Source organism: Paenibacillus sp. FSL L8-0436 (genome assembly GCF_038593025.1).
Classification (GTDB): domain Bacteria; phylum Bacillota; class Bacilli; order Paenibacillales; family Paenibacillaceae; genus Paenibacillus_AQ.
Map to the genome: position 1 here is coordinate 3135065 of NZ_CP151955.1, position 18236 is coordinate 3153300.

At 53.1% G+C, this 18236-nt stretch carries 17 protein-coding genes and 1 riboswitch; of the genes, 8 read left to right on the forward strand and 9 right to left on the reverse strand.

Annotation, left to right across the window (positions count from 1 at the left end):
- The first annotated feature begins 4 nt into the window (after positions 1–4).
- Genes NSS79_RS14345 through NSS79_RS14360 form a run of 4 tightly spaced genes read left to right on the forward strand, consistent with a single transcriptional unit; the run spans position 5 to position 6524 of the window.
- A complete protein-coding gene (locus NSS79_RS14345; protein ID WP_342439835.1) occupies positions 5–1843 on the forward strand; it encodes a HEAT repeat domain-containing protein in 1839 nt (612 codons plus the stop codon).
- 23 nt (positions 1844–1866) lie between these two features.
- Positions 1867–2970 (forward strand): AAA family ATPase, encoded by a 1104-nt coding sequence (locus NSS79_RS14350; RefSeq protein WP_076111361.1) that lies wholly within the window; start codon positions 1867–1869, stop codon positions 2968–2970.
- Positions 2967–5312, forward strand: a complete 2346-nt coding sequence (locus NSS79_RS14355; protein ID WP_342439836.1) for a DUF5682 family protein — start codon at positions 2967–2969, stop codon at positions 5310–5312. The genes NSS79_RS14350 and NSS79_RS14355 overlap by 4 nt, the downstream gene beginning before the upstream one ends.
- A complete protein-coding gene (locus tag NSS79_RS14360) occupies positions 5313–6524 on the forward strand; it encodes a VWA domain-containing protein (protein WP_038590780.1) in 1212 nt (403 codons plus the stop codon).
- A gap of 64 nt (positions 6525–6588) precedes the next feature.
- On the opposite strand, the gene NSS79_RS14365 is transcribed toward NSS79_RS14360, so the two are convergent.
- Positions 6589–6726: a hypothetical protein gene (locus NSS79_RS14365; RefSeq protein WP_342439837.1), complete on the reverse strand. Its 138-nt coding sequence runs from the start codon at positions 6724–6726 to the stop codon at positions 6589–6591.
- A 204-nt stretch (positions 6727–6930) separates the two neighbouring features.
- Between NSS79_RS14365 and asd the strand changes: the two genes are divergently transcribed.
- The 3 genes from asd to NSS79_RS14380 all read left to right on the forward strand — a co-directional run bounded on the left by asd (position 6931) and on the right by NSS79_RS14380 (position 9135).
- Positions 6931–8016: an aspartate-semialdehyde dehydrogenase gene (gene asd, locus NSS79_RS14370; RefSeq protein WP_342439838.1), complete on the forward strand. Its 1086-nt coding sequence runs from the start codon at positions 6931–6933 to the stop codon at positions 8014–8016.
- A 147-nt stretch (positions 8017–8163) separates the two neighbouring features.
- Positions 8164–8343, forward strand: coding sequence for a DUF3934 family protein (locus NSS79_RS14375; RefSeq protein ID WP_038590786.1), 180 nt, complete (start codon positions 8164–8166; stop codon positions 8341–8343).
- 96 nt (positions 8344–8439) lie between these two features.
- Positions 8440–9135: a pseudouridine synthase gene (locus NSS79_RS14380; protein ID WP_342439839.1), complete on the forward strand. Its 696-nt coding sequence runs from the start codon at positions 8440–8442 to the stop codon at positions 9133–9135.
- Positions 9136–9246: 111 nt separating this feature from the next.
- Here NSS79_RS14380 and NSS79_RS14385 read toward each other — a convergent pair whose 3' ends face one another.
- The gene (locus NSS79_RS14385; RefSeq protein WP_342439840.1) at positions 9247–11076 is read right to left on the reverse strand and encodes an ABC transporter ATP-binding protein; all 1830 of its coding nucleotides are present in this window, start codon (positions 11074–11076) and stop codon (positions 9247–9249) included.
- A gap of 33 nt (positions 11077–11109) precedes the next feature.
- Entirely contained in the window at positions 11110–11565 is a 456-nt protein-coding gene (locus NSS79_RS14390; protein WP_342439841.1) for a MarR family winged helix-turn-helix transcriptional regulator, read from the reverse strand.
- A gap of 127 nt (positions 11566–11692) precedes the next feature.
- On the opposite strand from NSS79_RS14390, the gene NSS79_RS14395 reads away from it, so the two are divergent.
- Entirely contained in the window at positions 11693–12238 is a 546-nt protein-coding gene (locus NSS79_RS14395) for a GNAT family N-acetyltransferase (RefSeq protein WP_342439842.1), read from the forward strand.
- Between the two features lie 70 nt (positions 12239–12308).
- Here the strand turns inward: NSS79_RS14395 and thiE are convergent, their stop codons facing one another.
- From thiE to NSS79_RS14425, 6 genes are all read right to left on the reverse strand, one after another.
- The gene (gene thiE, locus NSS79_RS14400) at positions 12309–12968 is read right to left on the reverse strand and encodes a thiamine phosphate synthase (RefSeq protein ID WP_342439843.1); all 660 of its coding nucleotides are present in this window, start codon (positions 12966–12968) and stop codon (positions 12309–12311) included.
- The gene (gene thiD, locus NSS79_RS14405; RefSeq protein WP_342439844.1) at positions 12965–13783 is read right to left on the reverse strand and encodes a bifunctional hydroxymethylpyrimidine kinase/phosphomethylpyrimidine kinase; all 819 of its coding nucleotides are present in this window, start codon (positions 13781–13783) and stop codon (positions 12965–12967) included. Before thiD ends, thiE begins: the two co-directional genes overlap by 4 nt.
- A gap of 25 nt (positions 13784–13808) precedes the next feature.
- Positions 13809–14606, reverse strand: coding sequence for a hydroxyethylthiazole kinase (gene thiM, locus NSS79_RS14410; protein ID WP_342439845.1), 798 nt, complete (start codon positions 14604–14606; stop codon positions 13809–13811).
- A gap of 533 nt (positions 14607–15139) precedes the next feature.
- Entirely contained in the window at positions 15140–16198 is a 1059-nt protein-coding gene (locus NSS79_RS14415) for an ABC transporter substrate-binding protein (RefSeq protein ID WP_342439846.1), read from the reverse strand.
- The gene (locus tag NSS79_RS14420; RefSeq protein ID WP_342439847.1) at positions 16195–16971 is read right to left on the reverse strand and encodes an ABC transporter permease; all 777 of its coding nucleotides are present in this window, start codon (positions 16969–16971) and stop codon (positions 16195–16197) included. The genes NSS79_RS14415 and NSS79_RS14420 overlap by 4 nt, the downstream gene beginning before the upstream one ends.
- Entirely contained in the window at positions 16952–17713 is a 762-nt protein-coding gene (locus tag NSS79_RS14425; RefSeq protein ID WP_342439848.1) for an ABC transporter ATP-binding protein, read from the reverse strand. The genes NSS79_RS14420 and NSS79_RS14425 overlap by 20 nt, the downstream gene beginning before the upstream one ends.
- A gap of 151 nt (positions 17714–17864) precedes the next feature.
- A riboswitch (TPP riboswitch) is annotated at positions 17865–17968 on the reverse strand.
- Positions 17969–18236 lie beyond the last annotated feature (268 nt).

The window sequence follows — 18236 nt, forward strand, 5'->3', positions numbered from 1 at the left end:
GCCCATGAGTACAGCATTATTGCAAGAGCTTCACCAAGAGGTGAGAAGACTTTATATCGCCGGAAGTGATCTGGCAGCCGGAGATTTCCGGCTGAAGCGTCTGCTTCCGCAGTTTCAGCAACTTGGTGAGCGTGCTCCAGTCTTCAAGAGACTGGGTGAGGGTATAACGGCTCTGATAGAGCCCGGCAGTACAGCGGAACCAGTATCCGCTGCAAAGCTGCAGGAGCTGACGCTGCTGCTGGAATCGGTGCTCTACACCCAGGGGGCTACGGCACCAGACGGAAATCCAGGTCCCTTGCGGGCGTTTTATTTCCCGGCGGAGACCCGGCTGCCTTACCGTAGGCTGGCCGCTGTGAGACAGGCATTGACCACGACGGGAAGCGGCAGATATGAGATCGTAATCGAAGCTTTTAAGGAAGGCGTATTTCAGGATATGCGCCTGCTTCCGCTGGCTATTGCCGCGTTGAAAGATCCTTATGCGGAGCTTGCAGATTTTGCGGCGGCAGAGATTCTTCCGTCTTACGGCCCGGCTATCGCCGAATATTTGATGGAGCACTTTGATCCGGCCGGCGGCAGAGGCGAGGTCCGCAAGCTGCAGGTGATTGGCAAAGTGGGGGGAGCCGGCGTGCTCGAGCAGATCTCCGCAGCCGCAGAGAGCGGCAGCGATGATGTCCGGGCGGCAGCCATCGGATGTCTTGCCGGGCATGAAGCCTATATCCCGTCACTGCTGGAATGGACGACGGACAAGAAGAAGACCATCCGGGAAGCTGCGTTTGCCGCTTTGGCAGCAGGCGGTTCCCTGCAAGGGGGGGAACGTCTGCTGGAAGCATTTTCGCTGAAGAAGGACCGGGCACTGGTGGCGGAGGCGCTCTGCAAGTGGCCTTCGGCCCGAATTGCAGACCAGCTGGCGGTTCGATTTATGGAGGAGCTGCGTGAAGCTCCTCGGGACAACGGGGACAAGAAAAAGACGGAAACATATTGGAATGGATTAGAACCCTATCTAACCGCTCTCTATAGGGAGCGGAATAGTCAACTAGATGAAGCATACAGTTATGTGATCGGAGAATATCCCCGTCTTGTCTCGTTTGGCTGGCTGCCGCTTATCGATCAGGCAGCCTGGTATACAGAAAAGTCGGATACTGCAGAATCGCTGGAGCTGCTGAAGGGACTGGCGAAACAAAACATGCGCTATCTGCCGAATGTTTTCCGTGCGGCTCAGCAGCAGTTGAACCCGGAGGAATTGTACAACCAGTTCGGCGGCACGATGTTGAACAAGTTGAAATCAATCGTCTCGAAGGAGGCGGCACAGCGTGATCAGCAGCTTCTGGAAACGCTGGAGCGGCAGATTATGAATGTGGAACGGGTGGCTTACGAAACACCTTGGAGTTCTTCTAGAGACAGGCTCCAATACTCGAGAGAGATGATGCCTGCGGAGAGAATTGCCGCAGAGTGGGACCCGCGCTGGCTGGACTGGTTCATTGACCGTGACGCACTGGAGCTGGTATGTGCCTTTGCCCAGCCGGGGCATGAGCGTGCCCGCAGCTACCTCATGGAAAAGCTCCAGGGGCAGAAGAAACGCAGAATGCAAGAATTTATCACGAATATCTTTATTGGTCTGGAGCGTACGGATATGCAAGAGGAGGAGCGCCAGGAGCTCCTAATGTCTGTGCTGGAGAACGATCGGCTTTATAATCCTTATATCTTTGATTATTACGTGTTCCAAATGATGCTTCGTTTTCCGGTCAGCTATATCAGCCGTATTGAAGCTATTGTTCCGGTATACAGATACGAATGCGCACAGCAGCTTGAGTATTTGCTTAACCATTTGCGGAGCCAAGAGTAAAGTCATTAGAGGGAGATGAGTATATGTCAACGGGACAAGAGCAGCTTCAGGATTACATGCGGCTGCCTGCGGAGGTATTATATCGTGAGGAACTGGAAGCGCTGCGCAAGGAGGACAAAGGGAAGATTCCTGCCGGCTGGCAGATGTCTCCCCGGGCGGTGCTGACCTTCATAACTGGCGGCAAAGCCGGGAAAACGATCATTACACCGAAATATATCGGCAACTCAAGGTTGATTGAAATGGCGGTTGCCACCCTGGTCACTGACCGGGCGCTGCTTCTGATCGGTGAGCCGGGAACAGCCAAATCCTGGCTGTCTGAGAATCTGGCGGCGGCGATCTACGGCAACTCGGGGCTTGTTGTGCAAGGGACCGCCGGAACCAGTGAAGAGCATGTGCGTTATTCCTGGAATTATGCGATGCTCCTGGCGAATGGTCCTACTCCGGAAGCGCTGGTTAAGAGTCCGATCATGCGCGCCATGGAGGACGGCGGAATTGCCCGCTTCGAGGAAATCTCCCGCTGTGCTTCCGAGGTGCAGGATGCGCTGATCTCCATTCTGTCGGAGAAGACGATCTCTGTTCCGGAATTGGGCAAGGAGGCGGGCGCCCGCAAGGGCTTTTCCATTATTGCCACAGCCAACACGCGGGACCGCGGAGTCAACGAAATGTCCGCCGCACTCAAACGGCGGTTCAATATTATTGTGCTGCCGGCGCCTTCCGATCTTGAGACGGAGCTGGCCATCGTGAAGAAGCGGGTTGCTGAAATTGCTTCTTCGTATGAGCTGCAAGCTTCCGTTCCGGCGGATGAGGCACTGCTGAAGGTAGTTACCATCTTCCGGGAACTGCGCAGCGGCATGACGTTAGACAAGAAGGAGAAGGTGAAGTCACCGGCTGGGGTTATCTCTACGGCAGAAGCCATTTCGCTGCTGACCAACAGTATGGCGCTGGCGGCAAGCTTCGGCAGCGGCGAGCTGACTGACGATGATCTGGCTGCCGGACTTCAGGGAGCGATTGTCAAGGATGATGATAAGGATAAACTGGTCTGGAAGGAATACCTGGACAATGTGATGAAGAAAAAAGGAGCAGAGTGGCGCGGCCTGTACCAGGCTTGTAAGGAGATGAACGAGTGATTAAGGCTGCTGAAGCTGGAGTGCATATTTTCGGGGTGCGGCATCTGTCACCGGGCGGCGCAAAGCATCTGCTGGAATACCTGGATCAGCTTCAGCCGACAGCGGTGCTGATCGAAGGTCCTAGCGATGCTTCCGATGAAATCCGCCATCTGACTCATAAAGTTACGAAACCTCCGGTGGCGATTTTAGCCTTTACTGATGAGCTGCCGGTGCGTACCGTTCTCTGGCCCTTTGCCGTCTATTCTCCGGAATATCAGGGCATGAAGTGGGCTAAGGAGAATGGAGCGGAGGCGTTATTTATTGATTTTCCTTCTTCGGTAACGCTGGGCTTGCAGGATATGAAGAGACAGCAGCGGGGCAGCGGGCAGGAAGCTAAGCCCGCTGCTGTTGAAGCCGAAGAGCCTTCTGCAGCAGTAATGCAGGACGAAGAATCGCTCTACAGCCGGATTGCCCGGCTGGCAGGCGAGTATGATTATGACATGTACTGGGAGCGTAATTACGAGCATAATGCGAATGCCGGGGCATACCGTGCAGCGGTCCTATCCTTCTCCGCGCAAATGCGTGAACTGGCGGAAGAGAAGGAGCTGCGGGAGCAGCCGTCCGAATATGCCTACAATGCGCTGCGTGAGTCTTATATGAGGCGGCAGATCAAGAAGATGATTGCCGCCGGGCATGAGCCGCAGAAGATCGTCGTCATCTGTGGTGCCTACCATGCTTCGGCTCTGGCCGATCTTACGGAGAGCATGAGTGATGAAGAACTGGCTGCGCTGCCTTCACGCAGTACGAAGCTGACGCTGATGCCTTATTCGTATTACAAGCTGTCCACGATGTCCGGCTATGGCGCGGGGAACGGGGCCCCCCATTATTTCCAAATGATGTGGGAAGCCATGGCAGCCGGGCGGCCGGAGGAGCTGCCGCATCTGTACCTGTCTTCGGTGGCGCGCCGTGTGCGCGGCTCCGGCACACACCGCTCAACCGCAGAGGTTATTGAAGCGGTCCGGCTGGCGGAGTCGCTGGCATCGCTGCACGGCGGCAGTGCACCCACGCTGCGGGATCTGCGCGATGCCGCACAGACGCTTCTCGGCCACGGTGAGCTGTCGGTTGTAGCCGAAGCTCTGGCCAGAGTAGACGTTGGCACAGCCATTGGCAGCCTTGCCGAAGGGGTCAGCCAGACTCCGATTCAGGATGATCTGAACAGGCTGCTTAAACGTTATAAACTGGAGAAATATAAATCGACGGTAGCCAGTGAACTGTCGCTTGATCTCAGGGAGAACCGCAGAGTGTCAAGCGTTGAGGCAGCCTATCTGGACCTGCACCGTTCTGTGCTGTTCCACCGGCTCACTCTGCTCGGCATTTCATTTGCCAAGAACCGGCCAAGCGGTCAGGAAGGAGCTACCTGGGCTGAGCACTGGGTGATCCAGTGGTCGCCCGAGGTGGAGATACAGGTTGTAGAATCCACCTTGCTGGGAGAGACGGTGGAAGTGGCCGGAGCCTATGTGCTGCGTGAACGGCTGCAGGAATGCCGCTCCATCGCCGAAGCTTCGGCGCTCATCCGGATTGCCTGCCAATGCGGCATGACTGCCCAGATGGAGGAGGCCAGCAGAGTGCTGCAGAATCTGGCTGCCCTCAGCCGGGATGTGGTCGGCATCGCAGCCGCCGCCAGCGAGTTGTCGACGATTATCAGCTTTGGCGATATCCGCAAGGTGGATACCGCGCCGCTGGTACCGCTGATGGAGGAGTTGTTCCGGCGCGGCTGCCTGTTCCTGCTGGATGCCAGCGGCTGCAACGACGAAGCGGCCGGCAATATGCTGACTGCCATCAATGAGCTGAACGGGATTTCACTTGAGCATGGCGAAACGCTCGATGAAGGTTTATGGCTGCAGGAGCTGCAGCAGCTAGCAGAGCGGGATGACCGCAATCCGCGGCTGTCCGGCTTCGCCTGCGCCATTCTGATGGAGCGGGCTGCAATTTCTGCGGAGGAAGTCGCAGCGGAAGTGTCGCGCAGATTATCTCCGGGGATACCGGCCGATCTTGGAGCCGGCTGGTTTGAAGGGCTCTCCATGCGCAACCGGTACGGACTGCTGTCGCGCATGAGCCTGTGGGAACAGCTGAACAACTATATCAATGCTCTTGCGGATGATGAATTCAAGCGTGCACTCGTCTTTCTGCGCCGGGCATTCAGCACCTTCTCTCCACGGGAGAAGACGATGATTTCCGAGCTGCTGGGCGAGCTGTGGGGTGTGAATGTGGAGCAGGCCGCAGAGATTCTCACCGGGGAGCTGAAGGAGGAAGAGGCCAAAATGCTGGATGAGCTAAATGATTTTGACTTCGGTGACTTTTAGATGACGGCGGAGAACAGGCAGGAGAATACGGTATCCCGCTGGCGGCTGATTCTGGGTCAGGAAGCGGAAGAAGCGTTGTCAGGCTATGGTGAAGGCGGCAGGCTTGCGCTGACAGAAGAGGAATTGATTATGGATGCAGCGCTTGCTGCCATCTATGATGAGACCGGTGCCGGCAGCAGCTCCGGGAATGCCGGCACTGCCAAGGGCAAAGGTGCCGGAACGGGGCGGAGCGCAGTCCACCTTTCGAAATGGCTTGGGGATGTGCGCAATTTTTTCCCGGAAGATGTAGTTTCGATTATTCAGAGCGATGCGATGGAGCGCAAGGGCTGGAAGCAGCTGCTGTTCGAGCCGGAGCTGCTGGCTGCCGTGAAGCCGGATATCAAGCTTATTGGTACCCTTCTATCACTAAAGGGCAAGATCCCGGAAAAGACCAAAGACACAGCAAGAATGCTGGTTCAGGCACTGGTCGACGAACTGGTCAAGCTGCTGGAGACGGATATCCGCCGGGCAGTGACAGGGGCTTTGAATAAGCGGCAGCACTCTCCTCTGCCATCGCTCAGCGGGCTGGACTGGAAGCTGACAATACAGCGGAACCTGAAACATTATGACTCGGAACGACGGATCATTATCCCCGAGCGGTTTTATTATTTTGACCGGGCGCGCCGCAGCAAAGAGTGGACGGTAATTGTTGACATTGACCAGAGCGGTTCCATGGCCGACTCCATTATCTGGGCTTCGGTCATCGGCTCGATCTTCGCCAGCATCCCGGCACTTAACACCCGTGTAGTAGCTTTTGATACAGAGGTTGTCGATCTTACCGAACAATGCGCCAATGATCCCGTAGACATGCTGTTCGGCATTCAGCTGGGCGGCGGTACGGATATCCATAAATCGGTGAAGTACTGTGAGCAGTTCATTGAAGAGCCTAAGAAGACACTCTTTATCATCGTCTCGGATCTGTATGAGAACGGCAATCAGGCCGGGCTGGTACGGCGGATGCGCGAGCTGCGCGAGGCGGGAGTCCGGACGATGACCCTGCTGGCTCTGTCGGATGAAGGGAAACCTTCCTATGATGAACGTCTGGCGGCGCAGCTGTCACGGGATGGAACCCCGTGTTTTGCCTGCACGCCTGCGTTGCTGCCGGCACTGGTCGAAGGCGCACTGAAGGGACAGGATTTGGGCGAGCTGGCCAAACGTCTGGGAGCTTCATAATCGCGTCTGGTTCGGTTTGAAGGGCGAGATAGATTGAACTGAAATGTTTAGAGTAAAGGTTCAGTCACGACTGCGGGTAATGTTTGGACTTCCGGCCGCTGTTGTCTTCGGATTTCTTGATTATGACCACCGCTGCTCGCGGTTGAAATCCGAAGACAAAGGCGGTCGCTATCGCTCCTACAGTTCCAAACTTCCCCTCCATCGCTCCCTTTCCTCAAGTTTATAATAATATTCCATACCAGCGGACTCTTCAGGAGATTGTGAAATTCCTGAATGAATGGGCTATATTTATTAAAGGAAATACTTACTTTTCGTTCACATATTGTGTAAGCTGCGTATATCATTTATAATCGGTTATTAAAAAGCACCTATCAATAGGAGCTGCTTGAAAGGAAATGAATTTCTTATGTCAAGTAAGTTAAGAGCGGGTATCGTCGGCGGTACCGGTATGGTGGGTCAACGGTTTATTGCACTCCTTGAGAATCATCCCTGGTTTCAGGTGACAGCTATTGCCGCCAGTGCCAATTCGGCAGGCAAAACGTATGAACAATCGGTCAAAGGCAGATGGAAGCTGTCTACACCTATGCCTGAAGCCGTGAAGGGCATCATGGTACAGGATGCTTCCAAGGTAGAGGAAGTGGCTGCGGATGTCGATTTGATCTTCTGCGCCGTGGATATGAAGAAGGAAGAGATCAAGGCGCTGGAAGAAGCTTATGCGCGTACCGGCACGCCGGTAATCTCTAACAACTCTGCGCACCGCTGGACTCCGGATGTTCCAATGGTGGTACCGGAAATCAACCCGGAGCATCTTGAGGTCATTGCACAGCAGCGCAAACGTCTGGGTACGGAAACCGGGTTCATCGCTGTGAAACCGAACTGTTCGATCCAGAGCTACGTGGGGATGCTGCATGCACTGAACGAGTTTAAGCCTTCGAAGGTTGTCGTGACAACTTATCAGGCGATTTCCGGGGCCGGCAAAACGTTTGCTGATTGGCCGGAGATGGTGGATAACGTGATTCCGTTCATCGGCGGCGAAGAAGAGAAGAGCGAGCAGGAGCCGCTGCGGATCTGGGGAACGGTTACGGACGGAGGGATTGTCAAGAGCGAACAGCCGGTGATCACTTCACAATGTATCCGTGTGCCTGTCGCTGACGGCCATATGGCTGCAGTATTTGCCTCCTTTGAGCAGAAGCCGTCCAAGGAAGAAATTCTTGAACGCTGGAACAGCTACAAAGGACGTCCGCAGGAACTGGAACTGCCAAGCGCACCAAAACAATTCATCACCTACTTCGAAGAAGATAACCGTCCTCAGACTCAGCTCGACAGAGATATCGAGAACGGCATGGGCATTTCTGCCGGCAGACTCCGCGAGGATTCGCTGTACGACTATAAATTCGTTGGCCTGTCTCACAACACTGTGAGAGGCGCTGCCGGAGGAGCTGTGCTGATTGCCGAGCTGCTGAAGGCTGAAGGTTATATTCAGCCGAAATAAACCGCCTGAACTACTGAATTTCATCCGCTGAATAACAACCCGCCGGACTCGTTCCGGCGGGTTGTTTGTGTATTTTCCTGACACATTGCCTATAGTAATGGTAAGATAGAGAAATGCAAGGCGAAAACTGAATACTGACGGAGTGATATTGTGGCAAAAAGCAAAGGCGGCGGCACAGGCAGAGGAACAGGCAGCAAGGGCTGGACGCGCTGGAACAAAACAGCGAAGCCGGTGAAACCGAAAGGTGTAGCTCCCGGTAGCCAAGGAAGCAAAGGAAATGCTGCTGCCAAGAGCAGCGGGGGAACTCCATCCGGTCGCAGCAAATAACAGAGCGTAGTGCTCATAGATTATGTGAACTGAAGCATCTGATTTTGTACGCTGAAATCAGATGTTTTTCATTTCCGGGACGGAAGCGGGATCAGCATGAGAATTAATAAGTATATCAGCGAAACGGGTCTTTACTCGCGCAGAGAAACGAACCGGATGATCACCGCCGGGCGGATTTCTGTCAATGGAGAGGTTTGTGAACCGGGTGCCACCGTAGAGCCGGGGGATGTTGTAGCGATTGACGGACAGACCGTAACCCCCAGCAAGGAGAAACCTGTATATCTGGCACTCAATAAGCCTGTTGGGATCACTTGTACCGCTGCGCGGCAGGTGGAGGGCAATATTATAGATTTTGTCGGTTATCCCTCACGGATCTTTGCTGTCGGCCGTCTGGACAAACATTCCGAAGGTCTGATCCTGATGACCAATGACGGAGAAATCGTGAACACCATGATGCGTTCAGAGAATGGACACGAGAAGGAATACAGGGTAACTGTGGATAAACCGGTGAGTGAAACCTTCCTGCAGGACATGTCCTCCGGTGTCGCGATTCTGGGAACGGTGACCAAACCTTGCGTGACCTATGCGGTTAGTGAATATGAGTTCGGAATCATTTTGACCCAAGGACTGAACCTGCAAATTCGCCGCATGTGCAAAGAGCTGGGCTACAGAGTGCTTAGACTGAAGCGGATACGGATTATGAATATTAGTCTGCACGGACTGGAACGGGGACATTGGAGACATTTGGGCGAGGAAGAGCGGGAGGAGCTTTTTTCCCGGCTGAATGGATAAGCAACAGCTGAATGCAGGCGAAAAAATCCGCATCAGAACGCTACTCTCAGCGGGCTGTGCGGATTTTTATGAATATAAGCATTTATACGCTTCCACTTGAATCAGAGATCCTCACGACAGTATCTTCGGTTCAAATTGCTTGTTATACAAATCCCTGTAGACCCCGTCATTCTTCAGCAGCGAGTCATGTGTGCCTTCTTCGACGATCGCGCCGGCCTTCACCACCAGAATCGTATCAGCGGCCATAATCGTGGACAGCCGATGAGCGATGACGAGGCTGGTCTTGTTCAGGAGCAGTACATGCATGGCCTGCTGGATATAGTATTCCGACACCGTATCGAGCGAGGATGTGGCCTCATCCATGATGATAATCGGCGGATTTTTGAGCAGCACCCGGGCAATGGAGATTCGCTGCTTTTCACCGCCGGACAGTTTAATGCCCCGGTTACCCACAACCGTATCATAACCCTCAGGCAATTCCATAATAAAATCATGAATATAAGCGGATCTGCAGGCATCCATGATCTCTGCTTCGCTGGCCTCTGGATTTGCGTACAACAAATTTTCCTTGATCGTTCCGTTGAACAGATAGGTATCCTGCGTCACCAGACCAATCTGTGAGCGAAGCGAGTCCAGTGTGAAATCGCGGATATCCTTGCCGCCGATGGTGATTGCACCGGAATCAAGCTCATAGAGGCGCGGGATGAGGTTCGTGATTGTTGTTTTGCCGGCACCGCTGGGCCCGACGAGGGCGGTTAGGGTTCCGGCAGCAGCAGTGAAGGAAATATGGCGAAGCGCCGGTTTATCCTGCTGATAAGCGAAGTTTACGTCACAGAATTCGATGTCCTTCCCGGAAGCGTTGATGTGCAGGGCAAGCGGAGAATCGACAATCTGTGGATCCATGTCAAAATAATCAAAGATTCGCTCAAAAAGCGCTGCGGAGCGTTTAATATCGACATACAAATTCGTCATTTGCAAGACCGGCCCGTACAGTCTGCCGAGTAAGGCGACAAAAGTGATGATCGTACCGACTGTTAGCTCACCTTGGATGAACAGATATCCGCCATACAAGTAGATCAGCAGCGGTCCAATGCTGGTAAAGGTGGAGAGGACCATCATGAACCAGCGTCCGGCCATGGATTGGCGGATTTGCAGATGTGTAGCTTCTGCATTAATCGTTTTGAAATTTGAATATTCCGCTTCTTCTTTGGTGAACAGCTTCATTAATAAATAGCCGCTGATACTTAACGTTTCCTCAATGACTTCATTCTGTTCAGAGAATTTCTCCTGTGTTTTTTTAGCCAGCTTCCAGCTCAAATTGCCCATTTTACGCGTAGGCAGTATGAATAGAGGAATAACAAATATTCCAAGCAGCGCCAGCTTCCAGTTCATAATAAAGAGCGTCACCGCAGTCGTGGCAAGGATAAATAAATTGCTGGCAAAATTAACAATCGTGTTGCTGAACACACCTTGAATTCCCGAGATATCGCTAGTCATCCGGGTGATGACTTCCCCCTGTTTGACACTGGAGTAGAACTGCAGCGGCATCCGCTGGAGATGACTGTACATCTGGTTTTTCATATCATGGACGATATTTTGCGATATAAAAGAATTCAAATAATTTTGCAGCACTCCCAGCAGTCCCGAGACAACGGTTGCGCTTAGTGAAGCCAGGACCAGCAACAACAGCAGATGCAGATTTTTGTCCGGCAGCGCCTGGTCGATAATATGCTGGATCAGGATGGGCGGCAAAAGCCCCAGAACTGCAGAAACACATAATACGATCATAACCAGCAGCGTTTGCTTCCAGTAGGGAAGAAAATACTTGGAAATCCGCAGCAGAAGCTGCTTGGAAATCTTCGGATGCAGCTCATCATCAAATTTTAGCTTGCCATGCCCAGGTCCGCCGCCAAATCCTGCTGCACCAAAACCTCTTGACATTACACATCACCAGCTTTGTGTGGAATTTTGTTGTTAAGTCTCTTGCTCCTGTGCCAACGCCAGCTTGTCGAGCAGTTGTCTGTTCATCCGCAGGAGGGTGTCAATCTCTTCCCCGGAAAACTGCTCCAGTGCCGATTCCAGTACTTTATAGGAAAAAGCCTCCCCGTTGTACCGCTTGCACAGCTCTTCTCCGGCAGGAGTAATATAGAGTTTGGTTTCTCTGCGGTCCTGTTCCGAAATGACCCGGGTGACCAAATTTTTCTCTGCCAGAGCATCAATGTGAGTGCTTACCCGGCTCTTGGCAAAAACCAGCCGTTCGGTAACTTCCTTCTGTGATTGGCCCGGATTGTCTTGAATAGAGTTCAGGATGCCGAGCTGATGCACCGTCAGCCCCAGTTTTGCTGCACTTTGGTGTGCAAGCTTCTTGAGCTGGCGGGACACCGCGAAAAAGGAATGATAAACCTCACTCGTCTGCTGCGGATCAATCATGTGTGCGGACCCCCTTTACTGAATATAGTTACGTTTGTGAACAGTTAACAAAGTAAACTAATAATACACCTGAAACAGCGGGATGTAAATGCTATAATTTACCTACCACTGTATAAAGGAGTAAAGCATGAACATTGACCAAAAAGGTTTTGAGGTAAAAGGCTTAAGCTACATTATCAGATCCGCCGACCCTGCAGATGCAGCGAATTTATCGCAATTAAGGCTGCAGATTGACGGCGAAACCGAAAATATGGACAGAGTTCAGGGTGAGGGAGTTATCGACACTTCCGGCTTTGAACAATTGATCGCCCGGGATACGGAAGATGACAGAAACTTATTTTTAGTGGCGGAAGCTGAGGACAAAATTGTGGCATTTTCGAGATGTGAGGGGAATCATCTTACAAGATTCTCGCATAAAGTGGAATTCGGAATCTGTGCAGCGCGGGAGTATTGGGGGTTTGGCATCGGGAAACATCTTTTGGAACAGTCGCTTGCTTGGGCGGACGCGAACGGAATCACTAAGATCATATTATATGTATTGGAAACAAACGAAAAAGCTGTGCAGCTGTATAAAAAGTTCGGTTTTGAAATCGAAGGGGTCATCACGAAGGACCGGATTCTTTCTGACGGCAACTACTATAACACGATAGTTATGGGAAGGTTTAAGTTATAAGTTTCCCCAACAAAAAAACGCAGGACCGTCTGTTACGGTCTCTGCTTTTTTTGTAATGGCAGCTCTGAAGTCATGTATACCGGATAATCTGCAACAAATTTTTTGCAGCTGCGTTAATGTCATCCGCCCGGGCAATGGCTGAGATGACGGATACTCCATCGGCTCCGGCTCCGATAACCGGCTGGGCATTACCCGGCGTAATTCCGCCAATGCCGACCAGCGGGATGGTAAGGCCGCAGCGCCGCAGCTCTTCAATGACCCGGGTGCCTTGCACCGCCTCAGCATCGTCTTTGGAGGAGGTCGGATAGACCGGGCCAACTCCAAGGTAGTCTGCGCCATCGGCGATGGCCTGCCGGGCTTCAGGCTGTGTGTGGGCGGAGACGCCGATGATCTTGTGATCACCGAGCACCTGACGGATGGAGCGGGCCGGCTCATCCTCTTGTCCCACATGGACACCGTCGGCATCAAGCGCGATTGCCAGCTCAATATCATCGTTCACGATGAAGGGGATACGATGCTCGCGGCATATCTGCTGAAGTTGTTTGGCCAGATTGAATGCTGCTGTTCCAGTCAGTGCCCCGGGGCCTTTTTCCCGGAACTGAAACAGCGTAATTCCGCCTTCAATGGCCTGGGTCAATGTGTCTGCTGGTGAGATCCGGCAGTTGACACTGCCCATTATAAAATACAGCTTCAGGAGCCTGCGCATCTCTTCGCTGTCGATTCTCTTCATCTCACATTTCCCCGCATTCTGTTGCCATAAGCAAAATGATTTGTCGGCCCATGTCCCGCTCCAATGCCAAGACTGTCTTCGATGGCCGCCTGGATAAAAGCTTTCGCGGTATGGATTGCTTCCTTAACGGTGTTGCCCTGTGCCAATCCGGCCGCCGCTGCCGCCGAGAAGGTGCAGCCCGTTCCATGGGTATGCCGCGTGGAGATGCGCGGGCTTTCCAGATAGATAAACTCGTTTCCGTCATACAGCAGATCGAGAACTCCTGTCGTTCCGTCATCATGGCCGCCCTTTAGAACAACAACGCGGGCGCCCATGGAATGGATGAGCACCGCTGCCTGTTCACGGTCCGCCAAGCCGGAAATCTTCATCCCGGTCAAACTTTCCGCTTCCGGTATATTAGGTGTTGCCACCAGGGAGAGCGGCAGCAATTCGGTAATCAGCGCCTGCACGGCTTCCTGCAGCAGCAGCGGTGAGCCGCCTTTGGCGATCATAACCGGGTCAACCACCAGCTTATCCCAGCCATACTGGCGTACCTTCCCGGCAACGGCGCGGATGATTTCACCGCTAAAAAGCATGCCGGTCTTGACCGCATCCGGCTGCAGATCGCTTCCGACGGAATCAAGCTGAGCGGTGACAGCCTCCGATCCGAGCGGATATACGCCTTGTACTCCGAGAGTATTCTGTGCAGTCACAGCGGTAAGTGCCGACATGCCGTACACGCCAAGCTCCTGGAATGTTTTCAGATCGGCCTGGATGCCTGCGCCGCCGCCGCTGTCGGAGCCGGCGATTGTCAGCGCTTTGAATACTTTTGTCATGTAGTCCACTCCTTTGCCGCAAGCATTATATTGTGAGCAGCTGTACCCGTGATCTCTCCTTGTAGGTGTCTGGAGTGACCAGGGCCAGCTGGTTGAGGAATTCAATCTGGAAGGCGCCGGGGCCTTTAAGAGCTGTCCGTTCGGCTGCGATCTCGGCCGCGACACCATAGAAGGAGAGCGCCTCGGCAGCCGCTTCCAGCCATGACCCGCCGCTGACCGCCAGAAAAGCTCCGACTACGGCGCTGAGCAAGCAGCCCGTACCGGTGACTTTGGTCAGGATGGGATCACCGTTGCTGACGACGTAGGTGCTGATGCCGTTGGTAATTATGTCATCTTTCCCGGTAATGATGACCACACATTCCAGCTTTTGTGCCGCTTTATTCGCCAATGCGATGACATCGCCATCGCCGACACCGGCGTCAACGCCCTTGATGGCCCAGCTTTCCCCGGCAACATGGGCCACCTCAGCAACATTGCCGCGCAGGGCGGTAATGTGCAGCTCGTGGACCAGCTTATGCGTGACCTCGGTGCGGTAGGCGGTAGCACCGGCTCCAACGGGGTCTAGCACCAGCGGTACCTTATGGCGCCCAGCCGCTTGCCCGGCCAGCACCATCGAGGTGATGGCATGCTCGTTCAGCGTGCCGATGTTAAGCACGACAGCTCCCGACATCGCGGCGATGTCCGCCACCTCCTCATGGGCATCGGCCATGAAGGGAGAAGCGCCCAGGGCCAACAGCCCGTTGGCGGTAAAGTTGGCCACCACAATGTTGGTGATGTTGTGCACAAGCGGATTGGCTTCACGTACTTTAGCTAAATAACTCATTATTAGTCCTCCTCAAAGTTTTGTTGCAGCGGATGCCCGTTCTCATCTCTATCATCCCTCTAAGCGGCAGTCCAAGGCACATTCTATTGTACTTTCTACAGCAGACGGCCCCTAAATCAGCCGCAAAACAGCTTCTATTGCACTCTGTACAGCAGAATCTAGCAGACAAGGGGCTTTTGCTCGGAAATGCAGAAATCTACTGCATGAAATGCAGCAGAATGTGATTCACCGCAGAATAAGGAGCAATCTGCTACAGAAAATACACTCATAATACAAAAAATGCCCTTTAGAAATTAACCTAAATGCCGAGGACTCTAGATTCAGCCTACATATAACAAATAGATCCTACAGTATCCAGATAACGCTGCTGCGTAAGCCTTTGAACGAAAATACTGACAAAATCCTGCTCCCGCTACCTCTGGATTAGTCCCCGTAACGAATGATCCACGATATAAGTCCCATACAAAAGTCCCCATACATAAGTCCAGTCCCCATACATGAATCTCTAAACTTCGGTCCTTTGAACTTAGCTCCTACAGATTAACAAAAGCTTCCTTGCTGTCCGTTTCTCCGCTCAACAGTCCGTTCTCGGACAGCCACGTGTGCACGTTCTCCCAGGATTTCTCCTCCTGCTGTCCAAAAGGCAGTTTTCCTGCATCCATCAGCGGCAAAAGGATTTCCAGACTTTTTGTCTCGATTGCTTGGTCGAGCGGGGCGGTAGTGTCTTCGTGTGCAAACAATATTTCAAGTGCCTGCTGAGGCTGCTCCTGTACGAATTGCTGTCCTTTGCGTGCCGCATTCATGAACTTCCGGTAGTCATCTTCCGAATCCAACAAGCCCTGTTCACTGGCAACAAGCACAAGCTCATAATAGTCCGGCACTCCGTAGTCCGTCGGATCGAATGAAGTGACGGGGTGGCCTTCTTTTTCCAATATCAATGCCTCATGATTAATAAATCCGCCGATAATTCCGTCAGCGCGTCCGGTAGAAAGGGCAGGAATAAGATCGAATCCCACATCAATCAGGTTCAGTAAAGCCGGATCGCCTCCGTCGTATTTGACCATTGTCCGGAGCATCGCTTCATACAGGGGAATGGAGGAGTATCCGGCATTTTTGCCTGTGAGTTCTTTCGGGCCGGTTATCCCGCTCTCTGCGGGGACCAGAAGATGATTGAGCGGATGCCTTACGAGCGCTGCGACAGATTTTACAGGTATTCCTTCACTCCGCGCCATTAGTACCTGTGGTTGGTAGCTGAGAGCCAGATCGACTTTGCCTGCGGCGACAAGCTTCAAAGCATCATTGCTGTCCGCTGGCATTTGAATGTCCACCTCCAGCCCTTCTTCGGCAAAATAGCCATTCTGCTGAGCAGCATACAGGAAGGAATGAACTGCGTTCGGATACCAGTCGAGCATTATAGTCAGCTTGTGCGGTTTGCCGCTGGAATTCTCTGAAGAAGCGGCGGAGGTATCCGGGTCTTTTGCGCTGACGCAGCCGCTTAAGAGGGTAAGCAGGCATAACAACAATAAGTATGGAATAAGGCGGTGTGATTTCTTATGTGTGGAAGGATTGCGATACAGCTCAGGATGGGTCATCGGTAAAATCCTCTTTTCTGCAAAATGAGTTTTTCGAGCACAGCGATACTGAGAAACAAGGCTACACCCAAAGCGGACAGCAGCAATACGGCGGCGAACATTTCTGCACTTTGCAGATTGCCGGCCATCCGCCGGCTGAAATAACCAAGCCCCCGGCTGCCGCCCAGCCATTCCCCGATCGTCGCTCCGATCACACAGTAGACGATAGAAAGCTTAAGTCCGGAGAAAAAGGAGGGCAGCGCCAGCGGAATCTGCGTCTTGCGCAATATCTGCCAGCGGTTTGCCCCAAGCGTCAGAAGCAGGTCTCTGTACAGGCTGCCGTTTTGCCGCAGGCCGTCATAGACGGCTACCACAACCGGGAAAAAGGCAGTCAGAAAGACGACAGCAACCTTGCCCCACAGGGTATAGCCGAACCACATAATAAAAATAGGTGAGAGCGCAATCAGCGGAATGGTCTGGCTGATAATCAGCATGGGATAAAGTGCTTTGGCGAGCGGAGCGAACATATGCATGCCGATACCCAGCAGTGTTCCGCAGACAACCGAGAGGGCAAACCCGATCAGTGTCTCCTGCAACGTGGCGGGCAAATGCTCTCCGAACAGCAGCCCCCGCTTTTCAATCAGCGCTGTCCAGATTGCACTTGGCGCCGGGAGAATAAATGAAGGGATCATGTTCAGCAGTGCTGTGATCTCCCATGCCGCAATAAGCAGCACCACAAGCAGTAGAAAGGGGCCATAAGTCCGCAGCTGTTTCTTATACCATAGAGCTCTCATGCAATCTACGCTCCAAATCCTCCCGCAGGGCAACAAACTGCGGTTCATAATTCATTTTGTAATGTCTGGGTCTCGGCAAAGTGACGAGCAGCTCCTGCAGCCCACCAGAGCCGCCGGTCATCAAATAAATCCGGTCGCTGAGCAGCAGCGCTTCTTCAAGATCATGAGTGATGAACAGAACGGACTTATCCAGCCCGCCCCACAGCTCCAGCAGCCAGCGGTGCATCTCCCGCTTGGTGATCGCGTCCAGCGCTCCAAACGGCTCGTCAAGCAGCAGCAGTTCGTTGCCTGCAGCTAGTGTGCGCAGCAGGGCGGCCCGCTGGCGCATCCCGCCGGACAGCTCCTGCGGATAAGCATTTTCCTTGCCGGAAAGGCCAAAGCGGTCCAGCATTCCGCGGATCCGGGCGAGTGCCTCGTGCCGGCTAGAGTCCTGCTTCACCTCCCAGGGAAGCAGGCAATTGTCCAGCACGGTCCTCCAAGGCAGCAACAGGTCCTGCTGCGGCATATAAGCGATCTGTCCAAGCCGCGAGCGTATCGAAGGAGAGCAGCGTCCATGTACGGTTATTTCACCGCCGGACGGCTCTAGCAGGCCGGCAATGATTTTGAACAGTGTGCTTTTCCCGCAGCCGCTGGCTCCAACAACGGAAATGAATTCGCCTTGGCGGACGGTCATTGAAAGACCGGAGAATACCGGATTCCTAGTCGCTGCAAACGAATAAGTCAGGTTGGTTATAGTGAGCATATTGGAATGTGGAAACCTCCTGAGGGCGTAGTTTGTTTGACGATACTTGCCTGACCGGCGGCAACAGCAAACACAAGAAAGACCCATTCATTTCCGGAGGAAATAAATGGGTCTGAACGTCACAGTCAGTTAGCTTAGTGCGGCTCCGCTGAACAATTCTGCTCCACTTCCCTCCGCTGGTATGATCCAGATCAGGTTCCAAGGGTCCGGAGCTTAAAGCTCCGTCTCAGTCGGCCGACTCCCCTAGTGAAATAACAGGTCAATATTGAATTTGCAATTGCTAATTAATATACCATATCCCGGCAGTTTGTAAAGAGAAGCAGTCGCTCACATTGCTGCAGTCCGGTTATGAACAGCGTGATCATACCGGCGGAAATCGCCTCTTTGCTGGAGCCGTACCGTTTCGGCTGGTATTAAGTAGAGATCCGGACTGAAGATGCAAAAAACTTGATGAAGCAGCGGTGCTTTTGGGCAAGATAAGCAAGTGTCCATGCAGTGAAAAATAGAGGGATTTTGAAAGGGG